The organism is Geodermatophilus sp. SYSU D00867 (assembly GCF_054050315.1).
Map to the genome: position 1 here is coordinate 81805 of NZ_JBJGZC010000017.1, position 23698 is coordinate 105502.

A 23698-nucleotide genomic window follows, 5' to 3' on the forward strand; every position below is an offset into this window, starting at 1 on the left:
CGGTCAGTGGTGGGCGTGGACGACGGCGTGACCGAGGCCGCGCCCCATCAGCCAGCGGTTGACCGGCAGGGTGACGACGAACGCCACCGCGAGGGCGGCGGCCAGGGACAGCCAGAAGAACGCCGAGCCGACGCCGGCCTCCATCGCACCCGGGACGCCGACCAGGACGGCGTTGTCGACCAGCTCCATCACCGCGATCGAGACGGTGTCGGCCGCCAGCGCCACGCGCAGCGCCCGGCGGAACGTCAGGCCCGCGCGCAGGACACCGCGCATCGTCAGGGCGTAGCCGAAGACGAAGGCCAGCGCGACGGCCAGGGCGACCGTGGCCCAGGTGGACAGGCCCAGGCTGGTCCCGATGACCATCCCGAGGACCTCACCGATGGCGCAGCCGGTGAGGCAGTGCAGCGTGGCCTGCACTGCCGCGGCCCAGGGAACGGCGTTCCTCCCGTGGCCCGCGTGCGGGTCCGTGGTGGGCGTCCGGTGGACGTGGTCGCTGTGCATGTCCCCTCCTCCGTCGGTGCCGCCATGTATACCCCCCAGGGGTACCGGAGACAACCCCTCGACGCGCCGCCGCCTCCCGACCCGGGCGGGTGGGAGGCGGCGGTGGAGGCGGGCGGGAGGTCAGCCGGCGGCGGGCGCCGCGTCCGGGGTGAGCGGCAGGCCGAGCCGGGCGAACAGGTCGTTGTCGAGGTCGAGGAAGCTGGTGATGTGCCGGATCCGGCCGTCCTCGATCTCCAGGACGTGCAGTGCCCACGGGGTGTGGCCGCCGTCGTCCGTGGGGCGCCACTGCGCGACCGCCGGGCTGCCGTTGGCCTCGGTCAGCAGCAGCCGGGAGTTCCGGCAGCCGCTGCCCGGGCCGAGCATCCAGGTGCCGATGTCGGCGGCGCTGCCCAGCCACATCTCGAACGGCGGCATGTGCTGGGTGGCGTCCTCGTGCAGCAGGGCGACGAAGGCGTCGATGTCGTAGCGCTCGAAGGCGTCCAGGTAGCGGTCCAGCAGCTCGCGGTGGTCGGTGTCCAGCGGCCGCTCCTCCGGGGTGCCGCCCATGGCCGCCAGCGTGGCGCGGGCCCGCTGCAGGGCACTGTTGACCGAGGCGACGGTGGTTTCGAGCAGGGCGGCGACCTCGTCGGCGTGCCAGCGCAGCACGTCGCGTAGCAGGAGGACGGCGCGCTGCCGCGGCGGCAGGTGCTGCAGCGCCGCCACGAAGGCCAGCCGCACCGACTCACGCGCCACCGCACGCTCGGCCGGGTCGCCGTCCTCGGGCAGGACCGCGCGGTCGAGGACCGGCTCGACCCAGGCATCGGCCGGCCGCTTGGCGGCCAGGGACGCCTCGACCGGCGACCACGGCGAGCCGGAGAGGTCCATGGGCAGGGCCCGGCGCTGCCGCCCGGAGAGCTGGTCGAGGCAGACGTTGGTGGCGATCCGGTACAGCCAGGAGCGCAGCGAGGAGCGGCCCTCGAACGAGCCGAAGCTCTTCCACGCCCGCACCAGCGTCTCCTGCACCGCGTCGTCGGCGTCGAAGGACGACCCCAGCATCCGGTAGCAGTAGCCGGTCAGCTCCCGCCGGTGCTCGAGCAGTCGCGGGTCGAGCTCGTCGGACACCCCGGTCAGCACGCTGGTCACGCGGACCACCTCTCCTCGGTCGCCATCCCCGTCGACGGGCGGTAGTCCACCACGGAGGACCGACGGAACGGGAGTCCCCGGCGGGCTGACCCCCGGACGCCGACCGCCCCGCCGGAGGGCTCCGGCGGGGCGGTCGGGTGTGAGGTGGGACGGGTGCGTCAGGACACCAGCGGCTGCCCGTTCACCACCAGCTGCCAGTTGTCGACCGCGAAGTCGGCCGGGTCGATCTCACCGGACGCCTGTGCGCTGTCGATGAGCAGCTGCCGGATCTCCAGCTGCTGGTCGTAGACGACGGGAGCGGCTGCGACGTGCGGGAAGCCGCCGCCGCCCGAGCGCCGGTAGTTGTTCACCGCGACCACGAAGACGTCGTCGGCCTCGACCGCCGAGCCGTCCGGGTGCTGCAGGCGGGTGATGCGCTCGCCCACCGGCTCGGCCACGTCGATGTCGTAGGAGACCCCGGACAGGACGTCGTAGTTGTAGTCCGGCGTCCCGTCGACCCCGGCGATCGTCGTGGGGTCCACCGCCGGGTCGGACGTCTGCGAGAAGTACCTCGCGGAGTGCTCGAGGTAGGCGCGGATCTCGGCGCCGGTCATCTGCACCGCCTGCAGCGTGTTGTCGTAGACGTAGAGCCCGGCGATGTCGCGGATGGTCACCTCGCCCTCCGGGAAGACGGCGTCCCGGCTGAACGGCGCGGCGATCGACAGCACCGGCAGGTCCGCGTACTGCGTGCCCTCCAGGGCGGCGTCGACGGTGTCGGTCTGCACGTCCTGGATGAAGTCGAGGATCGCGGTGTCCTCGTACCGGCTGGTCACGGCCGAGAGCTCCTCGGTGGAGGTCGCGACCACCTGGTTGACGTAGCCGACCGTCGTCCGGTGCGCCTCGTCGGTCGCGGCGAGCACCTCCGGGTCCTCGGGGTACGCGTCGGTGCGCAGCGCCGTGGCCGCGGTGCTGACGACGTCCCACTGGCCGCGGACCTTCTCGAGCCCGATGTCGACCTGGGACACCGTGGCGCCCCAGCGGTAGGGCTGGGTGAGCAGCACGTCGTCGCCGGTGACCTCGTTCTCGACCACCTGACTCGGGGCGTTCCGGTGGGTGTGGCCGACGACCATGGCGTCGATGCCGGGGACCGTCCGGGCGATGACGTCGGTCGGGTTCTCGGTGGGGGCCTGCGACTCGTCGTAGGACGACGTGCCGCCCACGCCGGCGTGCGACAGCACCACGACGACGTCGGCCTGCTCGTCGACGATCGGCACCCAGCGCTCCGCCGCCTCGACCATGTCCTCGAACTCGACGCGGCCCTCGACGTTGCCGCGGTCCCAGATCGCCGAGCCCGGCGTGGTCAGGCCGAGGATGCCCACGGTGACCGGCTTGTGGCCGGGGACGTGCATCCGCTGCAGCGTGTAGGGCGGCAGGTACGGCTCACCGGTCGCGGCGTCGACGACGTTGGCGCCGAGCACCGGGTGGTCGACGTCGTCGGCGTAGGCCTGCAGCAGGTCCAGGCCGTAGTTGAACTCGTGGTTGCCGACGACCTGGGCGTCGTAGCCGATGGCGTCGTAGGCAGCGGCCATCGGGTGCTCGGCGCCGGTCTCGGTGACCGGCTCCTGCCGCGCGTAGTAGTAGCTCAGCGGCGTGCCCTGCAGGAAGTCGCCGTTGTCGACGACCAGGACGCTCTCCTCGCCGCGCGCGGCACGCACGCTGTCGACGACCGAGCCGACCCGGGCCAGGCCCGTGGCGAAGCGCGCCGACTCGGTGTAGGGCGCGTCCTTGAAGTAGTCCCAGTCCTGCACCCGACCGTGCAGGTCGGTGGTGGCCAACAGGGTGAGGTCGAGCTCGTCGGTGGCCGCTGCCGCCGGGGCGGCCGCCGCGGGCGTCGCCGCCCCGGCGGTCACCGCGAGTGCGGCCGCGACCGCGGCCCAGTACCTGCGTCGCTGCATGTGTGCGTGTTCCCCTCGGTGTGCCGCCCGTGCGTCCCGGGCGCGGGGCGACGCTAACTCCCGGGGGTGACGACTCCGTCACACAGGGGGACTACTGGTAGGTGACGAGTTGGGGCCGGGGGGAGACCTGCGCGATCGTCTCCTCGGGCGTGAGCATCGGCGAGTCCTCGTCGTAGAAGTTCTTCCAGCCCCAGGCCAGCCCCTCGGGGCCGATGCCGTGCAGCACCCGCCACGTGTCCTGCTTGCTCCCCTGCGGGCCCTGCCCGTCGGCGTGCACCATGACGGCGACCTCGTCGCGGGACAGGTCGACCTGCTCGCGGCCGGGGATCATGTCCACCCGGAACTGGTGCAGCACGAGCAGCTTCTGCGGCAGCCGGTTCTCGCGGGTGAGGTCGGCCAGCCACGTCACCACCCGGTTCACCTCGTCGATGCCGACCGAGCCGATCTGCGTGAGGTGCACCTGGTTCGGCGCCAGCCGCCACTCGGGGTCCAGCGCCAGCCCGACGTGCGGCAGCTCCAGCAGCGGCCGGTACAGCTCGGCCTGGGTGACGAAGTCGGTGCGCCCGGGCTGCAGGTCCAGGACGACGTAGAGGCCGGCCTCCCCCGCGGCCTCCACCCACGGGCGGATCTGCTCCAGCGGCGCCTCGAAGGAGTAGTCGTTGCCGTCGGTCGGGAACTCCGAGGCCACCGTCGCGATGATCTCGAAGGCCGGGACGACGGTGGCGTCGGGGACCAGCGACTCGTAGGGCGCGGCGTGGTCGCGGGCCCGCTGGACGCTCGCCTGCACGTCCTGCTCGCCGAGCACGCCGAGCGCGCCGGTGCCCGGGTGGCCGTAGAGCGCCACCATGAAGTGCTGCGGGAACAGCGTCTGCCCGCCGCCGGGCAGCTGGGTGCCGGTCGCCGCGGTCTCCACCTTCCAGTCCAGGCCGTCCTCCGCGCCGAACCCCGCGCCCAGGGCGACGACGGTCTCCGCGCCGGACACCGCCTCGACCGCGTCGGCCGACCCCCGCGGGTCGGTCTGCCCGCCGGTCACCTGCACGCGCGCGCCGGCGGCCCGGGCGGTGGCGACGCCGGCCAGTGACCCCGGGTCGCCGTCGGCCAGGACGACGGTGCCCTCGAGCGGCTCGGCGCGGGTGACCGCGGGCAGCTCGCCGTCGGCCTCGCCCTCGGCCGCGGCGCCGTCCTCCTCGGGGCGCAGGGCCGCGGGTCGGTCGGGGTCGAGCGCCGCGACCGCGGCCGCCTCGCCGTCGGCCGGCACCGGGTCGGCGTCGGCGAGGTCGAGGCGTGTGGCGGCGGCAACCGCCTCGGCACCGGCCGGGACGCCGACGACGTCGGCGTCGCCGGGTGCGGTGTCGGCGCCCACGGCGAGGACCGTGCGCGCGCCCAGCCGGCCGATCTCCTCGGCGACGGCAGCGTCGGCGTCCTCGCCCTCGGGGTCCAGCAGCAGCGGCACGCCCAGGCCGACCGCGGCCGAGGCGCCGAGCAGGGTCGCCGCCCGGTCGTCCTCGGGGGCGACGACGACCACGCCGGCCTCGTCGAACAGCGCGCGGCTGGCGCTGACGGCCGACGCCGCGGGCTCGGCGTCGGCGACGACGGTCAGCCGCTGGTCCGGTGCGGAGGTCGCGACCGGGGCGGTGCCGCCCCCGTCCTCCTCCGCGGCGGTGGACGCCGTGCAGCCGGCGGCCAGCAGGAGCGCGCTGAGCGCGACGGGTACCGACCTCGGGCGCACGGGCGACCTCCGTCCAGCCGGGCACGCGGCCGCGCGGGGGCACGGCGCCGTCGGCGCGCTCGGGATCGCGCCCGACACTAGCCAGGACGCTGGACACCGGCCCGCCGTGACCGGGAGCATCGCCGGCGACATGAGCAGCGCAGCGGGTGTCGGGCCAGCCCGACAGCGGATCGACCGGCTGACGGGATCGGCCGGGCGCCCCCGCGCCAGCAGGCTCGCTGCATGACCACCGACACCCTCGTGATGCCCTCCGCGACCGCCGCCCCACCGCACGCCGGCCTCCTGCGCCGGCTGCTCGTCGACTCCGGCTACGCGCTGCTGTCGCTGCCGGTCGGGATCGCCGCCTTCGTCGTCGCCGTGACCGGCGTCGCCGTCGGCGTCGGCACCGTGGTGGTCTGGGTCGGCCTCGCCGTCCTCGCGCTCACCCTGCTCGCCGCCCGCGGGTTCGCCGCGCTCGAGCGGGCGCAACTGCCCGCGGTGCTCGGCCACCCGGTCCCCCGCCCGGCCTACCTGACCCCCGACGGCGGCCGGGTGCGCCGGCTGCTGACCCCGCTGCGCGACCCGCAGTCCTGGCTCGACGTGCTGCACGCCGTCGTCCGGTTCCCGCTCGCCGTCCTGGCCTTCGTCGTCACGGTCACGTTCTGGGCGCTCGCGCTCGGCGGGATCACCTACGGGCTGTGGGACTGGGCGCTGCCGCAGGAGGGCAACGAGGACCTGTTCGAGCTGCTCGGCTTCGACGGCGGCACCCCGCTGCGGATCGTCGGCTACACGGCGATCGGCCTGGTCGCCGCGGCCGTGCTCCCCTTCGCCGTCCGGGCGGTCGCGCTGCTGCAGGCGCAGCTCGGCCGGGTGCTGCTCACCTCCCGCGCCGCCACCCAGGCCGAGATCGGCCGGCTCTCCCGCGGCCGCGACGCCGCCGTCGCCGCCGAGGCGGTGGCGCTGCGCCGGCTGGAGCGCGACATCCACGACGGCCCGCAGCAGCACCTCGTCCGCCTGGGCATGGACCTCTCCCGCGCCCAGCGCCAGCTCGAGCGCGACCCCGCCGCCGCCCGCACGACGCTGGCCGAGGCCGGCGTCCTCGCCAGGGAGGCGCTGGAGGAGCTGCGGGCGCTGTCCCGCGGCATCGCCCCGCCGGTGCTCGCCGACCGCGGCCTCCCGGCGGCGCTGGCCGCGCTGGCCGCCCGCTCGCCGGTGCCGGTGGAGCTCGCCGTCGACCTGCCCGACGAGCGGCCGGCGCCGGTCACGGAGAACACCGCCTACTTCGTCGTCAGCGAGGCGCTGGCCAACGTGGCCAAGCACAGCGGGGCCGGCGTGTGCCGGGTCGAGGTGCGGCGGGCCGGCGACGTGCTGCGGGTCGTCGTCGAGGACGACGGCGAGGGCGGGGCGCTGCTGGTGCCCGGGCACGGCCTGGCCGGGCTCGCCGACCGGCTGCGCGCCGTCGACGGCGTGCTGGCCGTCGACAGCCCGCGCGGCGGCCCGACCCGGACCACCGCCGAGCTGCCGTGGGCCTGACCCCGGACGGCCGGCCGCTGCGGGTGGTGCTCGCCGAGGACTCGGTCCTGCTCCGCGAGGGGCTGGTCCGGCTGCTCGAGGAGGCGGGCACCACCGTGGTGGCCGCGGTCGGCGACGGCCCGTCGCTGGTGCGCGCCGTGGGCGAGCACCGGCCCGACGTGGCCGTCGTCGACGTGCGGATGCCGCCCACGCACACCGACGAGGGGCTGCGCGCCGCCGTCGAGGTGCGCCGGGCGGTGCCCGGGACGGCGGTGCTGGTGCTGTCGCAGTACGTCGAGGTGGCCTACGCCGACGAGCTGCTCGCCGACGGCCGCGGCGGCGCCGGCTACCTGCTCAAGGACCGGGTGACCGACCTCGACCAGCTGCTCTCCGCGCTCGCCGAGGTGGTGGCCGGCGGCACCGTGCTCGACCCGCAGGTGGTCGCCCAGCTGTTCGCCCGCCGCCGCGCCGACGACCCGGTGCGCCGGCTCACCCCGCGCGAGCGCGAGGTGCTCGGGCTGATCGCCGAGGGCCACTCCAACACCGCGATCGCCCGGCAGCTGGTGGTCACCCCGGGCGCGGTGGAGAAGCACACCCAGCGGATCTTCGCCAAGCTCGGCCTCGCGCCCGACGAGGACCGCAACAGCCGGGTCATGGCGACCCTGGCCTACCTCCGCGGCTGAACGCGGTCGCGGGCCGCCGTCCCCGCCCGGTAGACACCAGGGGTGACCGATCCCGCCGACCTCCGCCCCGTCACCGCCGAGGAGTGGCCCGCCTTCAGCCGGGCGATGCTCGAGGTCTTCGGCGACGACCCGATCGGCGACTTCACCGAGCGGGTCCCGCCGACGGCGGAGCTGGACCGGTCGCTGTCGCTGTGGGCTGGCGACGGGCGGGTCGCCGCCACCGGCGGCATCTACAGCCGGCAGGTGACCGTGCCCGGCGCCGTCGTCCCGTGCGCGGGCGTCACCTGGGTGACCGTCTCCCCCACCCACCGCCGCCGGGGCGTGCTGACCGCGATGATGCGCCGCCAGCTCACCGAGCTGCACGAGCAGCAGGGCGAGCCGCTGGCCGCGCTGTGGGCCTCCGAGGGCTCGATCTACGGCCGCTTCGGCTACGCGCCCGCGACGCAGCGCGGGAACCTGCGCGGCTCCACCCGCGACATGGCCTTCCGCCCCGGCGTCGACCTGGGCACCGGCACGGTGGCCCCGGCCGACCCCGAGGCGTGGCGGGCCGGCGCCGCGCGGGTGCACGAGGCGCTGCGCCGCTGGGTGCCCGGCACGTTCGAGCGCGACGGGCGCTGGTGGGAGCGCGCGCTGCGCGAACCGGCCGAGCGCCGCGGCGGCGCCGGCGCCCGCCGGTACGTGCTGCACACCGAGGCCGACGGCGAGGTCACCGGCTTCGCCGCGTTCCGCGTGCGCACCCGGTGGACCGACGACGGCCTGGCCGACGGCACGGTCGTCGTCGAGGACGTGCGGGCGCGCAGCACCCCCGGCTACGCGGCGCTGTGGCGGTACCTGCTCGACCTGGACCTCGTGCGGACCGTGGAGGCCGGCTACGCGCCCGCCGACGACCCGCTGCGCCACCTGCTGGCCGACCCGCGCGCGCTGCAGGTGCGCCCGCTGGACGGGCTGTGGCTGCGGCTGGTCGACGTCGGCCGGGCGCTGGCCGCGCGCCGCTACCCGGCGCCGATCGACATGGTCCTCGAGGTGCGCGACCGGTTCTGCCCGTGGAACGACGGCCGCTGGTGGCTGCGCGGTCACCCGGCAGGGGCGTTCTGCGCCCCCACCGACGGCGACCCCGACCTGGTCGTCGACGTCGAGGCGCTGGCCGCGGCCTACCTGGGCGGGGTCTCGCTGGGCACGCTGCAGGCGGCCGGCCGGGTCACCGAGGTCAGCCCCGGCGCGGTCACCCAGGCCGCGACGGCGTTCTCCTGGCCCGTGAGCCCGTTCTGCCCGGACCAGTTCTGATCGTCAGACCACGTCGCCGCGGGTGGGGAGGCCGCCGGCGGGACGGTGCCGGTTCTGCTCGTAGTCGTGGATCAGCCCGATCCGGCGGACGTGCCGCTCGTCGTGGCTGAACGGCGTCCGGAGGAACTCGAGCACCAGCGCGGTGGCCTCCTCGATGGAGTGCTGGCGGGCGCCGATCGAGACGACGTTGGCGTCGTTGTGCTGCCGGGCGAGCTGGGCGGTCTCGGTGTTCCACACCAGCGCCGCGCGCACGCCGGGCACCTTGTTCGCCGCGATCTGCTCGCCGTTGCCCGAGCCGCCGATGACCACGCCGAGGCTGCCCGGCTCGGTGACCACGCGCTCGCCGACCTCGAAGCAGAACGGCGGGTAGTCGTCCTGCGGGTGGTACTCGAAGGCGCCGCAGTCGACCGGCTCGTGCCCGGCCTCGGTGAGCGCCTGCTTGAGGTGCTCCTTGAAGTCCAGCCCGGCGTGGTCGGTGCCGACGAAGACGCGCATGCGCCGAGTCTGTCAGGGTCGGGTGGTGGCGGTGCTCGGGGTGGACGGCTGGCGCGGGGCCTGGGTCGGCGCGCTGCTCGACGGCCGCAGGGTGCGGTTGCTCCACCTCGGCGACGCCGCGGCGGTCCTCGCGGTGCCGGACGTCGACGTCGTCGCCGTCGACATGCCCATCGGCCTGTCCGACGACGGTGTGCGGACCTGCGACGTCGCCGCGCGGGACGAGCTGCGCGGCCGCGGCGCCGCCGGCTCGGTGTTCCCCGCCCCCGTGCGCCCGGTCCTGGCCGCGCGGGACTACGCGCACGCCCGTGAGCTCTCGATCGCGGCGACCGGCGGGCGCTCGCTGTCGGCGCAGTCGTTCCGGCTGACGCGCTCCATCCGCGACCTCGACGACGCCCTCGGCGACCCGTCTGACCCCCGCGTGCACGAGGTCCACCCCGAGCTGGCGTTCCGCGCCCTCGACGAGCGCGTGCGCGATCCGAAGGCGAGCGCCCGGGGCCAGGGTCAACGCCTGCGCGCACTCCAGCCGGTCATGGACGTCCTGGACGCGCTGTCCGAGGCGCCGGCAGGCATCCCGGCGGTCGACGCGCTCGACGCCTGCGCCGCCGCCTGGTCGGCCCGGCGGATCGCCGACGGCGCCGCGGAGTGCGTGGGCGACGGCTCGCTCGACGCCCGCGGCCGGCCGATGCGCATCTGCTGGTGACGTTCACCGAGGTCGCCGACGGCGTCTTCGTCCGCCGGCACGGGTCGCTGGACCTCAACTGCGGACTGGTCGTCGGCGACGGCGCCTGCCTCGTCGTCGACACCCGCTCCTCCCCCGCCGAGGCCGCCGACCTCGCCGCCGCCGTGCGCCGGGTGACCCCGCACCCGTGGACCGTGGTCAACACCCACGCCCACTACGACCACTGTTTCGGCAACACCGCGTTCCGGCCGGCCACGGTGTGGGGCACGCGCGGCTGCGCCGCGGACCTGCTGGCGACCGGTGAGGCGCAGCGCGCGGCCCGGGTCGCGGAGCTGCTGGCGGCCGGGGACGACGAGGCCGCGGCGCAGGTGCGGCGGGCGCCGCTGGACCCGCCGGACGCGCTGGTCGACGACGTCGCGGTGCTCGACGTGGGCGGCGTCGAGGTGGTGCTGCGCTTCCTCGGCCGGGGGCACACCGGGCACGACCTGGTCGTGGAGGTGGAGGACGGCACCGTCTTCGCCGGGGACCTGGTCGAGGAGGGCGCCCCGCCGGCGTTCGAGGACGCCTTCCCGGCCGAGTGGCCCGCGACGCTGGGCCGGCTGCACGCGCTGGCCCGCGGGCCGGTCGTCCCCGGCCACGGCGCGGTGGTGGACGCGGACTTCGTCGGCGCCCAGCGCGAGGAGCTGCTGGCGGTGCTGGCCGCCGTCCGGGCCGGTCGGCTGGACCGCGGCCCCTACGACGAGGCGGCGATGCGGGCCGCCGCCTCCCGCCTCACGTGAGGCGGCGCACCACCGGCAGCGGGAGCACGCGCAGCAGCGCCGACACCGGCCGCCACGGCCACTCGGGCACGTAGGCCCGCACCGGCTCCCGCTCGATCGCGGCGACGAGCGCGTCGACGCCGGTGTCGAGGTCGACGGTGAACGGGCCGCGGCGGCCGACGTTGATGTCGGTCTCGATGTAGCCGGGCAGCACCGTGGTGACCCGGATGCCGGTGCCGAGCAGGTCCGACCGGATGCCCTCGGCGAGCGCGTTGAGCGCGGCCTTGCTGGCGCCGTAGGCGGTGCGGGTGCCGCGCATCCCCCGGACCGAGGCGACCGAGCTGACGACGACGAGGTGGCCCGACCCCTGCGCGCGGAACAGCTCGACGGCGGCCTCGCACTGGGCGTGGGTGCCGAGGACGTTGGTGAACAGCGTCGCGCGGTTGGCCCAGCCGGCGCCGGTGCCCACCGACGCGCCCTTGCCGATGCCGGCGTTGGCGACGAACCGGTCGACGCCGCCCAGCTCCGCGGCCAGCGCCGGGACGCCCTCGGCCACGGCCGTCGCGTCGTCGACGTCGAGGGCCGCGGTGACCACCCGGATGCCGGGGTGCGCGGCGAGCAGCTCGTCGCGCAGCTCCTCCAGCAGGTGCTCGCGGCGGGCGGCCAGCGCGAGGTCCCGGCCGCGCGCGGCGAAGCGGCGGGCCATGCCCATGCCCAGCCCGGAGCTGGCGCCGGTGATCAGGATGCGCTGGCGGGTCGGTCGCGGCACGCCCGGCAGCATGCCAGCCGTGCACTTCCGCGGACCCGCCCGGTGCGGGTCCGCGGAGGTGCACGGGCGGGTTCAGGTGTTCCTCAGCTCCAGGGCGTCGGCCGGCACCGAGTCCATGGCCGGGCCCGACGTGCGGGTCCGCTTGAGCTCCCAGAAGTCCGGCAGGTTGGCCAGCAGCACGGCGCCGTCGAAGGCCCGCCCGGCGTCCTCGCCCGTGGGCACCCTGCTGATGACCGGGCCGAAGAACGCGACGCCGTCGATGTGCATGACCGGGGTGCCCACGTCGTCGCCGACCGGGTCCATGCCGGCGTGGTGGCTCTTCTCCAGCGCCTCGTCGTGGTCGGTGGAGGTCGCCGCCTCGGCCAGCTCGGCCGGCAGGCCGACGCGCTCGAGCGCGGGGGCGATCAGCTCGTCGAGCTCCCTGCCCTCGTGGTGCCGCAGCGTGCCCATGGCCGTGTAGAGGTCCCCGAGGACCTCGTCGCCGTGCTTCTCGGCGGCGGCGATCGCGACCCGCACCGGGCCCCACGCCTGCTCCATCATCTCCTGGTACTCCTCCGGCAGGTCGCGCCCGCGGTTGAGCACCGCCAGTGACATGACGTGCCAGTGCAGGTCGATGTCGCGCACCTTCGCCGCCTCCAGGACCCAGCGGCTGGTCAGCCAGGCCCAGGGACACAGCGGGTCGAACCAGAAGTCCACCCGGGCCCTGGTCGGGGCGCTCTGCACTGCCTCGGTCATCGATCGCTCTCCTCTGGTCCGTCGTCCTCGGGGCCGGGGTCGCACCTCCGGCCACTGCCCGCTGCCAAGTGCCCCGTCCGGCCGGTTGTTCCCGGTGCCCTGCGGGCGTGTCGGCCGTCCGTGGCAGGCTGCCGGGCGTGGCCGTACCCAACCTGACCCGCGACGACGCCGCCGCCCGCGCCCGCCTGCTCGACGTCGACAGCTACGACCTCCGCTTCGACCTCACCGACGGTGAGGGGCGACCGGGCAGCGGGACCTTCCGCTCGACGACGACGGTGCGGTTCACCTGCCGCGAGCCCGGCGCCGCCTCGTTCGTCGACCTGGTCGCCGGGACCGTCCGGTCCGCCACGCTCAACGGGGTCGAGCTCGACGTCTCCACCTACACCGAGGAGGGCGGCCTGCCGCTGCCCGACCTCGCCGCCGACAACACGCTCGTCGTCGACGCCGACTGCCGGTACTCCAACACCGGCGAGGGCCTGCACCGCTTCGAGGACCCCGAGGACGGGCACGTCTACCTCTACACGCACTTCGAGCCGGCCGAGGCCAAGCGCGTGTTCGCCTGCTTCGACCAGCCCGACCTCAAGGGCACCTACGAGGTGCACGTCGTCGCGCCGTTCGACTGGCAGGTGGTGTCCAACACCGGCGGCCGCACGATCGAGGCCGGGCCGGCGGGCTCGCAGCTGGTGCACTTCGAGCCGACCAAGCGGCTGTCGACCTACCTGGTCGCGCTGATCGCCGGCCCCTACGCGCGGGTGACCGACTGCTACGAGGACGTCCCGCTCGGGCTGTACTGCCGCGCGTCGCTGGCGAAGCACCTGGACCCGGAGGAGCTGTTCCGGGTCACCAAGCAGGGCTTCGAGTTCTTCCAGCGGGTGTTCGACTACCCGTACCCGTTCGACAAGTACGACCAGCTGTTCGTGCCGGAGTTCAACGCCGGCGCCATGGAGAACGCGGGCGCGGTCACCGTGCTGGAGGACTACGTCTTCCGGTCGCGGACCAGCCGGGCGCGCTACGAGCGGCGCGCCGAGACGGTGCTGCACGAGCTGGCGCACATGTGGTTCGGCGACCTCGTGACCATGCGCTGGTGGGACGACCTGTGGCTCAACGAGTCCTTCGCCACCTACATCTCCACGCTGTGCCAGGCCGAGGCCACCGAGTACACGACCGCCTGGACGACGTTCGCCAACACCGAGAAGGCCTGGGCCTACGCGCAGGACCAGCTGCCGTCGACCCACCCGATCGCCGCGGACATGGTCGACGTGGCCGCCGTCGAGGTGAACTTCGACGGGATCACCTACGCCAAGGGCGCCTCGGTGCTCAAGCAGCTGGTGGCCTACGTCGGCCGGGAGGAGTTCCTCGCCGGGATCCGCCGCTACTTCCGCACCCACGAGTACGGCAACACCACGCTGGCCGACCTGCTCGACCCGCTGTCGGAGGCCACCGGCCGCGACCTCACCGAGTGGTCGGCGCAGTGGCTGGAGACCAGCCAGGTCAACACCCTGCGCCCGGTGTACGAGCTCACCGACGACGGCCGCTACGCCTCGTTCGCCATCGAGCAGACCGCCGTCCCCGAGCACCCCGTGCTGCGCCGGCACCGGCTGGCCGTGGGCCTGTACGACCGCGGACCGGACGGGCTGACCCGCACCACCCGGGTCGAGCTGGACGTCGACGGCGAGCGCACCGAGGTCGCCGAGCTGGCCGGGCACCCGGTGGCGGACCTGGTGCTGGTCAACGACGACGACCTCACCTACGCCAAGCTCCGCCTCGACGACCGCTCGCTGGCCACGCTGCGCGAGGCGATCGGCACGGTCCCGGACTCCCTCGCCCGCGCGCTGTGCTGGGCCGCCGCCTGGGACATGACCCGCGACGCCGAGCTGCCCGCCCGCGAGTGGGTGCAGCTGGTGCTGGCCGGCATCGACGCCGAGACTGAGATCAGCGTGGTGCAGTCGCTGCTGGCCCGGGTGCAGTCCGCGCTGACCTCGTACGCCGACCCGGCGTGGGCCGAGACCGGGTGGGCCGCGCTGGCGGACAAGGCGCTGCAGGCGCTGGAGTCGGCCGAGCCGGGCAGTGACGAGCAGCTGCAGTGGTCGCGCACCCTGGCCGCCGCGGCCCGCACCGAGGAGCACGCCGCGGTGCTGCGCGGGCTGCTCGACGGCTCCCGCACCGTCGAGGGCCTGACCGTCGACGCCGACGCCCGGTGGGCGTTCCTCAACGGCCTGGTGGCCATCGGCGCGGCCGGCGACGCCGAGATCGACGCCGAGGCCGAGCGGGACGCCACCGCCACCGGGATCCGGCGCGCGGCGACCGCGCGGGCGCTGCGCCCGACCGCGGAGGCCAAGGCCGAGGCGTGGCACCGGGCGTTCCACGACCCGGAGATCCCCAACGCCGTGCACGAGGCGCTGGTGGCGGGCTTCTGGCACCCGGCGCAGCGGGAGCTCACCGCGGAGTACGTGGACCGGTACTTCACCGAGTGCGGCCCGATGTGGGCGCGCCGGCCCGGCGAGATCGCGAAGAACGCCGTGCAGTACCTGTTCCCGTCGGTCGTCGAGGAGCGGACGCTGCAGGCCGCCGACAGGTGGCTCGGCCAGGAGGGGCACCCGGCGCCGCTGCGCCGGCTGGTCTCCGAGGGCCGCGACGGCATCGCCCGCGCGCTGCGCAACCGGGCGCGGGACGCCGCCGCCGGCGCCTGACCCGCTGGACGCGGGAGGCCCAGGACCCGCCGGGTCCTGGGCCTCTCGCGTCCACCAGGGGCGTCCGGCCCCCTGCAGGGTCCCGCCACGAGCTCGCGGGTGGGTGGGGGCAGGGGGTCCTTCGTCAGTGCGTGCGGGCGCCGCGGGGGTGGCCGGCCTGGTCGGACAGCTGCCGCAGGCCGTTGACGATCCCGCCGACGAGGTCGCCGGAGGCGAAGGAGTTCGTCATCGACAGCACCGCGAGCGCGCACGCCCGGTCGGGCAGCCGGCGGGCGGCCGAGGCGCCGGTGACGACCTCGATGACCCGCTGCCCGGGCGAGACGGCCAGCAGCACGGACTCGGCCGGGTCGCCGCCGCGGGCGTGCAGCTCCTCGGCGCGGATGCGGGTCTTGGGCCCGAGGTCGCCGATGTAGAGCGTGAACCGCAGGCCGGTCTCGCGCGAGGACATCGTCAGCGCCTCGTCGAGCCGCGCCAGCTCGCGGTAGCTGAAGATCGTGTCGTAGCCCTCGTCGGCCCGGTTGGGCGCGGTGTCGACCGTCCCGGTGTCGTGGGCGTCGGCGTCCAAGACGCGGGTCATCGCCGGCCTCCTGAGGCGGTCGCGAGGTGGATGGGTGTCACGAGGGCGGTCACCAGGTGCCGCGGGCGCCGCCGAGCGGGCCGCCGGCGGACGGGGCCGGCGCACCGGCGGAGACGGCGGTCGCGCCGTGCGAGCCGCCGGCGATCACGTGCGAGCCGGTGGTGGTCCCGGAGCCGCCGTGGCCGGACCCGGTGGACGCGGTCTCGCCGTACAGCGAGGACCCGACGGCCTGGGTGTCGCCCTGGCCGGCGGCGTGCGTCGGGGCGTCCTTCGGCTGCGGCTCGTACCAGACCGGCTCGTGCTCCCAGGGCTGACCCGGCTTGTACCGGACGCCCTGGCGCTTGCGCCCGCCCGGCAGGTAGGTCAGCGCCCACAGGAGGACGAACACCGCCAGCGGGGCCACGAGGAAGACGAGCAGGGTCTCGACGACGGTCACGCCCGGAATCTACCGCCCTCCGTGATCACCTATGCGTACGCGTCCCAGCCCGGCGGGTGGCGGTGCGCCCACGGCCGGGCCTGCTCCAGCTGGGCGGCGAGGGCGATCAGCGTGACCTCGTCCGCGGGCCGCCCCACGAGCATCGTCCCGACCGGCAGGCCGTCGCCGGTCCAGTGCAGGGGAACGCTGACGGCCGGCTGGCCGGTGACGTTGTAGAGCGCGGTGAACGCGGCGTACCGCTTGTTGCGCTCGAAGTCCTCGGCGCCGTCGCCGTCGGCGTCGAACCAGCCCAGCGGCCGCGGCGTCATCGTCGTCACCGGGGCGACGAGGACGTCGAACCCGTCGGTGGCCTCGACGTAGCGGCGGGCGAACAACCGGAGGGCACCCAGGGCCTCCATCGCCGCCTGCGCCGACAGGGCCAGCCCGCGGGCGCGCAGCTCCCGGGTGAGCGGCCGCAGCTCCCCCACCCGGCCCGGCGGCACCGGCAGCGTGGTCCCCGACAGCGACCACACCCGCTCGAAGGCGCCGAGCACGTCCGGGCCCACCAGGCCGGGCGGGACGTCGACCACCTCGTGCCCGAGGTCGGTGAGCAGCGCGGTGGCGTCGTCGAGGGCCGCGGCCACCTCGGGCTGCAGCACCGTGCCGGGCATCGGGGACTCCAGCGCGCGGCCGATCCGCAGCCGCCCGGGCGGCCGGTCCGCGGCGGCGAGGAACGTCTCCCCCGGCGGCAGCGGCGGCGCCCAGGCGAAGTCGCCGGTGACCGGGCCCGCCATGGCGTCGAGCATCGCGGCGGCGTCGCGGACGGTGCGGGCCAGCGGCCCGTTGGTGCCCAGCCCGGTGACGTCGCTGCCCAGCGGCCCGTTGCTGATCCGCCCGCGGGTCGGCTTGATGCCGAACAGCCCGTTGATGCTGGCCGGGATGCGGATCGAGCCGCCGCCGTCGCTGCCCTGGGCGAAGGGCACCATGCCGGCGGCGACCGCCACCGCCGCGCCGCCGCTGGACCCGCCGGCCAGCCGGGTGGGGTCCCACGGGCAGCGGGCGGGGCCGGCGAGGTCGTTGTCGGTGTAGCAGGGGTAGCCGAACTCCGGGGTGTTGGTCTTGCCCAGGCTGATCGTCCCGGCGGCGGCGAGCTTGGTGACGACGGCGTCGTCGACCTGGGGCACGAAGTCGGCGAACACCGCGGAGCCGAAGGTGGTGCGCACGCCGGCGGTGTTGTTGAGGTCCTTGATCGCCGTCGGCACGCCGAGCAGGGGCGGCAGGTCGCCGCCGCGGAGCACCCGGGCCTCGGCCTCGGCCGCCGCGGCCAGCGCCCGCTCGGGCGTGACGGTGACGAAGGCGCCCAGGCCGGCGTCGAGGGCCTCGACGCGGGCGAGGGCCGCCTCCACCAGCTCGACGGGGCTGACCGTCCGGTCCCGGACGGCGGCCGCCTGCTCCAGCGCGGTGAGCTCGTGCACCTGCGTACCGGTCACGGGCGGCGACGGTAGCCCCGCCCGGTAGACACGTCGCCGTGTCCCTCTCCCGCGCGCACGCCGAGGCCCTCGACGACGCCGACCCGCTGGCCGGGTTCCGGGCCCGCTTCGCCGGCGTCGACGACGGCCTGCTCTACCTGGACGGCAACTCGCTGGGCCGGATGCCCGTCGACACCCCGGCGGCGCTGGCGCGGGTGGCCGAGCAGGAGTGGGGCCGCGGGCTGGTCGGGTCGTGGTCGTCGTGGATCGACGTCGGCACGCGGGTCGGCGACGTCATCGGCACCGGCGTCCTCGGTGCCCGGCCCGGCGAGGTGCTGCTCAGCGACTCGACCACCGTCGACCTCTACAAGCTGCTCGTCGCCGCGGCCGACGCCCGCCCGGGCCGGGACGTGCTGGTCTGCTGCGCCGACGACTTCCCCAGCGACCGGTACGTCGTCGCCGGGGTCGCCGCCGCTCGCGGCATGACCGTGCGGGAGGTGCCCGCCGACGTCGACGAGGGCCTGGACCCGGCGGTGCTCGCGGCGGCGCTGGACGGGCGGGTCGCCGTCGTCGTGCTGTCCGCGGTCGCCTACCGCTCGGGCGCGCTGGCCGACGTCGCGGCGGTGACGGCGGCGGCCCGCGACGCCGGGGCGCTGGTCGTCTGGGACCTCTCGCACGCGGCGGGCGCGGTGGAGCTGGACCTGACCGCGAGCGGCGTCGACCTCGCCGTCGGGTGCACGTACAAGTACCTGGGCGGTGGGCCTGGCGCGCCGGCGTTCCTCTTCGTGCGGCGTGAGCTGCAGGAGACGCTGCGCCAGCCGATCTGGGGCTGGTTCGGCCAGCGCGACCAGTTCGCCATGGGACCGGCCTACGACCCGGTGCCCGGCGTCGGGCGGTTCGCCACCGGGACGCCGCCGGTGCTCGCCGCCGCGGCGGTCGAGGTGGGCGCGCGCCTGGTGGCCGAGGCCGGCACCGACCGGCTGGCGGCGAAGGGGCGGGCGCTGACCGGGCTGCTGGTCGACCTCGCCGACGCGCACCTGGTGCCGCACGGCGTGGCGCTGGCCAGCCCGCGCGACCCGGCGCGGCGCGGGTCGCACGTCACGCTCGCCCACCCGCACGCCTGGCAGCTGACCCGGGCCCTGGTCGACCGCGGGGTGGTGCCGGACTTCCGCACGCCCGACCGCGTGCGCCTGGGCCCCGCGCCGCTGTACACGCGGTTCGTCGACGTCTGGGACGCCGTCGACCGGTTCCGCGCCCTGCTCGAGGACGGCGGCTGGGCCGCCTACCCCGAGGAGCGCGCCCGCGTCACCTGAACGGAACACCGCTGTCGGAGACACCGCTCACCGCATCGAGGAGTGACGATGGTCGATGCACCGGCGCATGAGGCACTGCGCTACCTGATCCGTTCCTCCGGCAGCCCGGAGGTCAGCACCAACAACGTCCTCAAGGCACTACTGGACGCTCACCCCGAGATGCGCTGCGCCTTCCTCGCCTTCCTCGGATCGGTGACCGGCCTCTCGCTCGATGACTGCGTCGTGGAGCGAGAGGCGTACGAACAGGATCCGGTCACAGGCAAGAAGTCCTACCGGGACTTCCTCGTCACCTCGAAGGGGTCCCCCCGGTGCATCGTCGAGACCAAGGTGGACTCAGCGCTCACCTCGGAGGACCAAGCGCCGTGATACCTCGAGCAACTCGACGCCGATGGCTCTCTCGTCCTGGTCACGCGTGAACCGTTGGTCGACGCCTTGGCGGTACAGGTCCGCGAGCAGCTGGGTGTCCGTCTGAGCTCTTCCACCGGCAGCTACACGGGCCATGCCGACACTCGGACGGTCGTGGTGCTGTCCTGGTCCCAGTTGCTCAACGGGGTCCTCGACCGCTCCGGGCGGCCGTTCACGGAGTTGCTGGCCCTGGACGCCGCCCTCGTCGGGGTCAGTGACTTCGTTCCCTTCACGGCATCCGTGCAAGACGTGGCGACAGGTCGCATGGTGCAGCAGGTGGTCAGCATCGCCCGAGACCTCTGCGACAAGCTGAAGACCCGCCTGGACGAGGAAGAGGTCCGCTACGACTCGTTGACGCGCTCACGCGGTTGGGACACCGATCCGACGGTCACGATCACGGTGTTGCACCACCAGTTCTGGGTGGGTTACAGCCCTGACCACTGGGCGACAGTGCCCGGCGATCCACGTGACGACTCGGCGGGATTCGCTTCAGCCAGCTTCCCCAGTCCCGTCTGGGCGGGGCGGTTCTACACCAGACCCACTCGGGCCGATCGGGCCGTCGTGTCCGCCCGGCGAGAGCGACTGGATGCGCTGGGAGTCACGAGACCTCTCGGGATACCGCTGGGAGCACCTCGCGACGCCGTCGTGGAGTCGCTCCTCGAGCAGGCTGTGGCTCACGTGCGAGTCATCAGCGAGGCGCTGCACGAAGACCCGTCGGTGATGGGCGTGCCGACCTCCGCGGTGTCGGAGGACGTCGAAGCACCCGAGAGCGACCCTCCGTCCGAGTGACGATCCGGAGTCGACTCAGTCGGCGTCGGGCGGGACGCCGATCGGGTTGCGGTCGGGGAAGAGACCGGCGGCGACGACGGCGCGGCGCAGCGGCACGAGGAGCTCGGCGAGCCGGTCGCAGCGCGTGTCGCCGAGCGTCCGCCACGGGCCGAGCGCGAGGCGGTCGGTGTCGGCCTCGATCGCGGTGACCATCGCCAGGCCCTCCGCGGACAGCTCCACGTCGTCGGGCCCGCTGCCGTCGAGCCAGCCGCGCCGGGCGAGCTCGTCGGCGGCGGCCGCCCACGCGTCGTCGCCCCAGCCGCGGGCCTTCTGCAGCCACGCCCGGTCGACCCGGCCGGCGGCGGCCACCAGCACGTGCGCGCCGACGCCGGACACCTCCCGGCCGAGCAGCGCCGCGTTGTGCCCGTCGCCGCGGTGCTCCCGCAGCGTGGTGAGCGCCTGCCACAGCGCCACGTGCGGCTCGTCCGGCTCGGCCACCGCCGCGTTCGCCGCCGCCAGCGGCCGGCCCGGCAGGTCGACCGCCTCGGCGGCGATGCGCGCCAGCTCCGCGGCCTCCGCGGCCTCGGCCGAGGACGCCCACTCGCCCAGCACCCGGCGCACGACGGCGTCGACGGCGGCCAGCCGGACGCGCAGCGCCTGCTCCGGCGTCACCGCCGACCAGACGCCGGGCACCCGGCGGGCGACGAACGACGGCGCGAAGTTGTAGAACGCCGCCGTGACCACCGCAGGCCCCACCGGCCCGAGCGGCGCGGCGCGCAGCGCGAAGTACGTGGCCCAGAAGCCGGACAGCCCGGCCTCCCCGGCCGCGGACCGCGCCTCGTCGGCGAAGTAGGTGACCGCGTGGTACGGCTCGCCCAGCGCCCACAGCCGCCGGGCGGTGCCCGCGGAGGTCACGGGGTCCTCCTCCGGCCGCTCGCCGGCCCCGTCCAGGGGCCCGGCCCGGGCCTGCGACGGACGGGGAGGACGGGGTCCTCCCTCATGCGGAGACGCTCTCCGGCATCCCCAGCCACTCCCGCCAGCGGGGGTCCACGGTGCGTGCACCGAGCAGCCGCCAGGCCGCGCCGCTCGGCGTCCGCGGCGGGTGCGGCAGCTTCCACCCGAGCTCGGCCAGCGACCGGTCGGCCTTGGTGTGGTTGCACTTCCGGCAGGCGGCCACCACGTTGTCCCACGTGTGCGTGCCGCCGCGGCTGCGCGGGACGACGTGGTCGATGCTCGTGGCCGACCCGCCGCAGTAGACGCAGGTCTGCCCGTCGCGGGTGAACACCGCCCGCCGGGACAGGGGCACCTGCGCGGGGTAGGGCACCCGCACGAAGCGGGTGAGCCGCACGACCACCGGGACGGCGAGGGCCACCCGCTCGGCGTGCACCACCTCCGCGGAGTCGTCCACCGGGACCGCCTTCTCGGCCAGGACCAGGACGATCGCGCGGCGGCTGGAGACCACGCACAGGGGTTCGTAGGTGGCGTTGAGCAGCAGCGTGGCCGACGCCGTGCCGGACGAGGGCACGGGCAGCCGGGGGACGGGGACGGGGTCGCGCCGCGGACCTGGGTGGCCCGCCGGCGACGACCCGGACGCGGAACGCGACACGGATCACCTCCGACGCCCCGGACCGCCGTACCGGGGCGGCCGCACAGGGCTGTGCCCATCCTGCCCTGACCTGCGCCTCCGGCGCGCGGGGAAACGATTCCGGAGGGTGCCGGGGCGCCGACGGGGGCGCCGTTACGGTGGTGCGGGTGCGCTACCCCGACGCCGAGAGACTCGACCTGGTCGAGGACCTGCACGGTCACCGCGTGGCCGACCCCTACCGCTGGCTCGAGGACCCCGACGACCCGCGGACGCAGGCGTGGACCGCCGCCCAGGACGCGCTCACCGCCGACGTCCTCGGCGCCCTCCCCCTGCGGGCCGACCTCGCCGCCCGGCTCGAGCGGCTGGTGCACGCCGGCGCCGTCGGCGTCCCGGTGCACCGCGGCGGCCGCGCCTTCTCCACCCGCCGCGACCCCGGCCAGGAGCACGCCGTCCTGCGGGTGCGCGAGGCCGACGGCAGCGTGCGCGTGCTGGTCGACCCGATGGCCGTCGACCCCTCCGGGACGACGACGCTCGACGCCTGGGCGCCGTCGTGGGAGGGCGACCGGCTGGCCTACCAGCTGTCCACCGGCGGCGACGAGGAGTCGCGGCTGTACGTCCTCGACGTCGCCACCGGCGAGCGGCTCGACGGCCCGGTCGACCGCTGCCGCTACTCCCCCGTCGCCTGGCTGCCCGGCGGCGAGGAGCTCTTCTACGTCCGCCGCCTCGCACCCGACCAGGTGCCCGCCGGCGAGGAGCAGTTCCACCGCCGGGTGTGGCGCCACCGGGTCGGCGCCGACCCCGGCGACGACGTCCTGGTGCACGGCGAGGGTCTGGACCCGACCAACTACTACGGCGTGCGCACCAGCCGCGACGGCCGCTGGCTGGTCGTCTCCGCGTCGGCCGGCACCGCCCCGCGCGACGACGTCTGGCTGGCCGACCTGACCAGCTCTGCACCCAGCACCCGCCCACCCCTGCAGGAGCTCCAGGTCGGCGTCGACGCGCAGACCGCCGCCTGGGTGGCCCGCGACGGCCGGCTGTGGCTGCTCAGCGACCGCGGCACCCCGCGCTGGCGGCTCGCCGTCGCCGACCCGGCCGACCCGGCCACCTGGGCGGTGGAGGCGTGGGCCGACGTCGTCCCGCAGGCCGAGGACGGCGTGCTGTCCGACGTCGCGCTCGTCGACGGTGCCGACGGCTCGCTGCAGGTGCTCGCCGTCCACTCGGTCGACGCCACCGACCGGCTCTCGGTCTGGGCCGGCGACGGCTCCGGCCGGCTGGCGGAGGTGACCGGCCTGGGCGTCGGCAGCGTCTCCGGCGTCAGCGCCCCGCCGGAGGGCGGCACCACCGCCTGGGTCGGCTACACCGACCACTCCACCCCGCCGTCGGTGCTGCGCTGGGACGCCGCCGAGCCGACGGCGCTCACCGAGGACGAGCGCGCCCCGGTGGCCGGCGAGGTGCCGGAGGTGACCGTCGTGGAGACGCACGCCACCTCGCGCGACGGGACGCCGGTGCACCTGTTCGTGGTCTCGCGTACCGGCGAGCCGGACACCCCGCGGCCGACCGTCCTCTACGGCTACGGCGGGTTCAACGTCGCGCTCACCCCGTCCTACTCGGCGCAGGCGCTGGCCTGGGTGGCCGCGGGCGGGGTGTGGGCGGTGGCCAACCTGCGCGGCGGCTCCGAGCACGGCGAGGAGTGGCACCGCGCCGGCATGCGGGAGCGCAAGCAGAACGTCTTCGACGACTTCGCCGCGGCCGGCGAGCACCTGGTCGCCCAGGGGTGGACGACGCACGGGCAGCTCGCGGTGATGGGCGGCTCGAACGGCGGCCTGCTCGTGGGCGCGACACTGACCCAGCGGCCGGACCTCGCCGCGGGCGTCGTCTGCAGCGCGCCGCTGCTGGACATGGTCCGGTACGAGCGCTTCGGCCTGGGCCGCACGTGGAACGACGAGTACGGCACCGCCGAGGACCCGGAGGAGCTCGGCTGGCTGCTCGGCTACTCGCCGTACCACGCCGTCCGCGAGGGCGCCGCCTACCCGGCGACGCTGTTCACGACCTTCGAGTCCGACACCCGCGTGGACCCGCTGCACGCCCGCAAGCTCGCCGCCGCGCTGCAGGCCGCCACCAGCGCCGACGCGCCGGTGCTGCTGCGGCGGGAGACGTCGGTCGGCCACGGCGCCCGGGCGGTCAGCCGCACCGTCGGCCTGGCCGCGGACCAGCTGGCCTTCCTCGCCGCCGCGACCGGCCTGTCCGGATGGCGCGCGGATCACTCCTGATCCGTCGCTCCGACCTGACACCATGG

At 75.5% G+C, this 23698-nt stretch carries 22 protein-coding genes; 10 read left to right on the forward strand and 12 right to left on the reverse strand.

The annotated features are described in order from the left end of the window. Positions 1-3: 3 nt before the first annotated feature. The 4 genes from ACI8AK_RS16860 to ACI8AK_RS16875 all read right to left on the reverse strand — a co-directional run bounded on the left by ACI8AK_RS16860 (position 4) and on the right by ACI8AK_RS16875 (position 5286). The gene (locus ACI8AK_RS16860; protein ID WP_456957176.1) at positions 4-501 is read right to left on the reverse strand and encodes a DUF4396 domain-containing protein; all 498 of its coding nucleotides are present in this window, start codon (positions 499-501) and stop codon (positions 4-6) included. A 120-nt stretch (positions 502-621) separates the two neighbouring features. Further along, positions 622-1623 (reverse strand): sigma-70 family RNA polymerase sigma factor, encoded by a 1002-nt coding sequence (locus tag ACI8AK_RS16865; RefSeq protein WP_387985467.1) that lies wholly within the window; start codon positions 1621-1623, stop codon positions 622-624. 158 nt (positions 1624-1781) lie between these two features. Next, on the reverse strand, positions 1782-3557 hold the full coding sequence (locus tag ACI8AK_RS16870) for a bifunctional metallophosphatase/5'-nucleotidase (protein ID WP_456957178.1): 1776 nt from the start codon (positions 3555-3557) through the stop codon (positions 1782-1784). A gap of 91 nt (positions 3558-3648) precedes the next feature. Next, positions 3649-5286, reverse strand: coding sequence for a hypothetical protein (locus tag ACI8AK_RS16875; RefSeq protein ID WP_456957180.1), 1638 nt, complete (start codon positions 5284-5286; stop codon positions 3649-3651). 222 nt (positions 5287-5508) lie between these two features. On the opposite strand from ACI8AK_RS16875, the gene ACI8AK_RS16880 reads away from it, so the two are divergent. Genes ACI8AK_RS16880 through ACI8AK_RS16890 form a run of 3 tightly spaced genes read left to right on the forward strand, consistent with a single transcriptional unit; the run spans position 5509 to position 8744 of the window. Further along, on the forward strand, positions 5509-6798 hold the full coding sequence (locus ACI8AK_RS16880) for a sensor histidine kinase (protein WP_456957182.1): 1290 nt from the start codon (positions 5509-5511) through the stop codon (positions 6796-6798). After that, positions 6789-7460, forward strand: coding sequence for a response regulator (locus tag ACI8AK_RS16885; RefSeq protein ID WP_456902484.1), 672 nt, complete (start codon positions 6789-6791; stop codon positions 7458-7460). Before ACI8AK_RS16880 ends, ACI8AK_RS16885 begins: the two co-directional genes overlap by 10 nt. A gap of 42 nt (positions 7461-7502) precedes the next feature. After that, the gene (locus ACI8AK_RS16890) at positions 7503-8744 is read left to right on the forward strand and encodes a GNAT family N-acetyltransferase (RefSeq protein ID WP_456948529.1); all 1242 of its coding nucleotides are present in this window, start codon (positions 7503-7505) and stop codon (positions 8742-8744) included. Between the two features lie 3 nt (positions 8745-8747). On the opposite strand, the gene ACI8AK_RS16895 is transcribed toward ACI8AK_RS16890, so the two are convergent. Further along, positions 8748-9239: a ribose-5-phosphate isomerase gene (locus ACI8AK_RS16895; RefSeq protein ID WP_456902482.1), complete on the reverse strand. Its 492-nt coding sequence runs from the start codon at positions 9237-9239 to the stop codon at positions 8748-8750. Positions 9240-9264: 25 nt separating this feature from the next. On the opposite strand from ACI8AK_RS16895, the gene ACI8AK_RS16900 reads away from it, so the two are divergent. After that, positions 9265-9939, forward strand: coding sequence for a DUF429 domain-containing protein (locus ACI8AK_RS16900; RefSeq protein ID WP_456957184.1), 675 nt, complete (start codon positions 9265-9267; stop codon positions 9937-9939). After that, the gene (locus ACI8AK_RS16905) at positions 9936-10697 is read left to right on the forward strand and encodes an MBL fold metallo-hydrolase (protein ID WP_456948531.1); all 762 of its coding nucleotides are present in this window, start codon (positions 9936-9938) and stop codon (positions 10695-10697) included. The genes ACI8AK_RS16900 and ACI8AK_RS16905 overlap by 4 nt, the downstream gene beginning before the upstream one ends. On the opposite strand, the gene ACI8AK_RS16910 is transcribed toward ACI8AK_RS16905, so the two are convergent. Continuing rightward, entirely contained in the window at positions 10690-11445 is a 756-nt protein-coding gene (locus tag ACI8AK_RS16910; RefSeq protein ID WP_387985487.1) for an SDR family oxidoreductase, read from the reverse strand. The genes ACI8AK_RS16905 and ACI8AK_RS16910 overlap by 8 nt on opposite strands. A 72-nt stretch (positions 11446-11517) precedes the next feature. Then, on the reverse strand, positions 11518-12180 hold the full coding sequence (locus tag ACI8AK_RS16915; RefSeq protein WP_456957187.1) for a mycothiol-dependent nitroreductase Rv2466c family protein: 663 nt from the start codon (positions 12178-12180) through the stop codon (positions 11518-11520). A 137-nt stretch (positions 12181-12317) separates the two neighbouring features. Between ACI8AK_RS16915 and pepN the strand changes: the two genes are divergently transcribed. Next, a complete protein-coding gene (gene pepN, locus ACI8AK_RS16920; RefSeq protein ID WP_456957189.1) occupies positions 12318-14870 on the forward strand; it encodes an aminopeptidase N in 2553 nt (850 codons plus the stop codon). Positions 14871-14994: 124 nt separating this feature from the next. Here pepN and ACI8AK_RS16925 read toward each other — a convergent pair whose 3' ends face one another. Genes ACI8AK_RS16925 through ACI8AK_RS16935 form a run of 3 tightly spaced genes read right to left on the reverse strand, consistent with a single transcriptional unit; the run spans position 14995 to position 17352 of the window. Next, the gene (locus tag ACI8AK_RS16925; protein WP_387985495.1) at positions 14995-15447 is read right to left on the reverse strand and encodes a DUF5130 family protein; all 453 of its coding nucleotides are present in this window, start codon (positions 15445-15447) and stop codon (positions 14995-14997) included. A 49-nt stretch (positions 15448-15496) separates the two neighbouring features. Continuing rightward, positions 15497-15883 (reverse strand): aa3-type cytochrome oxidase subunit CtaJ, encoded by a 387-nt coding sequence (gene ctaJ / locus ACI8AK_RS16930; RefSeq protein ID WP_387985497.1) that lies wholly within the window; start codon positions 15881-15883, stop codon positions 15497-15499. Positions 15884-15912: 29 nt separating this feature from the next. Continuing rightward, a complete protein-coding gene (locus ACI8AK_RS16935) occupies positions 15913-17352 on the reverse strand; it encodes an amidase (protein WP_387985499.1) in 1440 nt (479 codons plus the stop codon). A 38-nt stretch (positions 17353-17390) separates the two neighbouring features. Between ACI8AK_RS16935 and kynU the strand changes: the two genes are divergently transcribed. From kynU to ACI8AK_RS16950, 3 genes are read left to right on the forward strand one after another with little or no spacing between them, the layout of a single operon-like run. Beyond that, positions 17391-18644 (forward strand): kynureninase, encoded by a 1254-nt coding sequence (gene kynU, locus ACI8AK_RS16940; RefSeq protein ID WP_456957191.1) that lies wholly within the window; start codon positions 17391-17393, stop codon positions 18642-18644. Between the two features lie 48 nt (positions 18645-18692). Then, entirely contained in the window at positions 18693-19010 is a 318-nt protein-coding gene (locus ACI8AK_RS16945) for a hypothetical protein (protein WP_456957193.1), read from the forward strand. Between the two features lie 54 nt (positions 19011-19064). Continuing rightward, on the forward strand, positions 19065-19838 hold the full coding sequence (locus ACI8AK_RS16950; RefSeq protein WP_456957195.1) for a hypothetical protein: 774 nt from the start codon (positions 19065-19067) through the stop codon (positions 19836-19838). Between the two features lie 15 nt (positions 19839-19853). Here the strand turns inward: ACI8AK_RS16950 and ACI8AK_RS16955 are convergent, their stop codons facing one another. After that, positions 19854-20732 carry an SCO6745 family protein gene (locus tag ACI8AK_RS16955; protein WP_456957197.1) on the reverse strand — a complete coding sequence of 293 codons (879 nt, stop codon included), beginning with the start codon at positions 20730-20732 and terminating at the stop codon, positions 19854-19856. 82 nt (positions 20733-20814) lie between these two features. Beyond that, entirely contained in the window at positions 20815-21342 is a 528-nt protein-coding gene (locus ACI8AK_RS16960) for an HNH endonuclease (protein WP_387985509.1), read from the reverse strand. 227 nt (positions 21343-21569) lie between these two features. Between ACI8AK_RS16960 and ACI8AK_RS16965 the strand changes: the two genes are divergently transcribed. After that, positions 21570-23672: a prolyl oligopeptidase family serine peptidase gene (locus ACI8AK_RS16965; RefSeq protein ID WP_387985512.1), complete on the forward strand. Its 2103-nt coding sequence runs from the start codon at positions 21570-21572 to the stop codon at positions 23670-23672. The last annotated feature ends 26 nt before the right edge of the window (positions 23673-23698 follow it).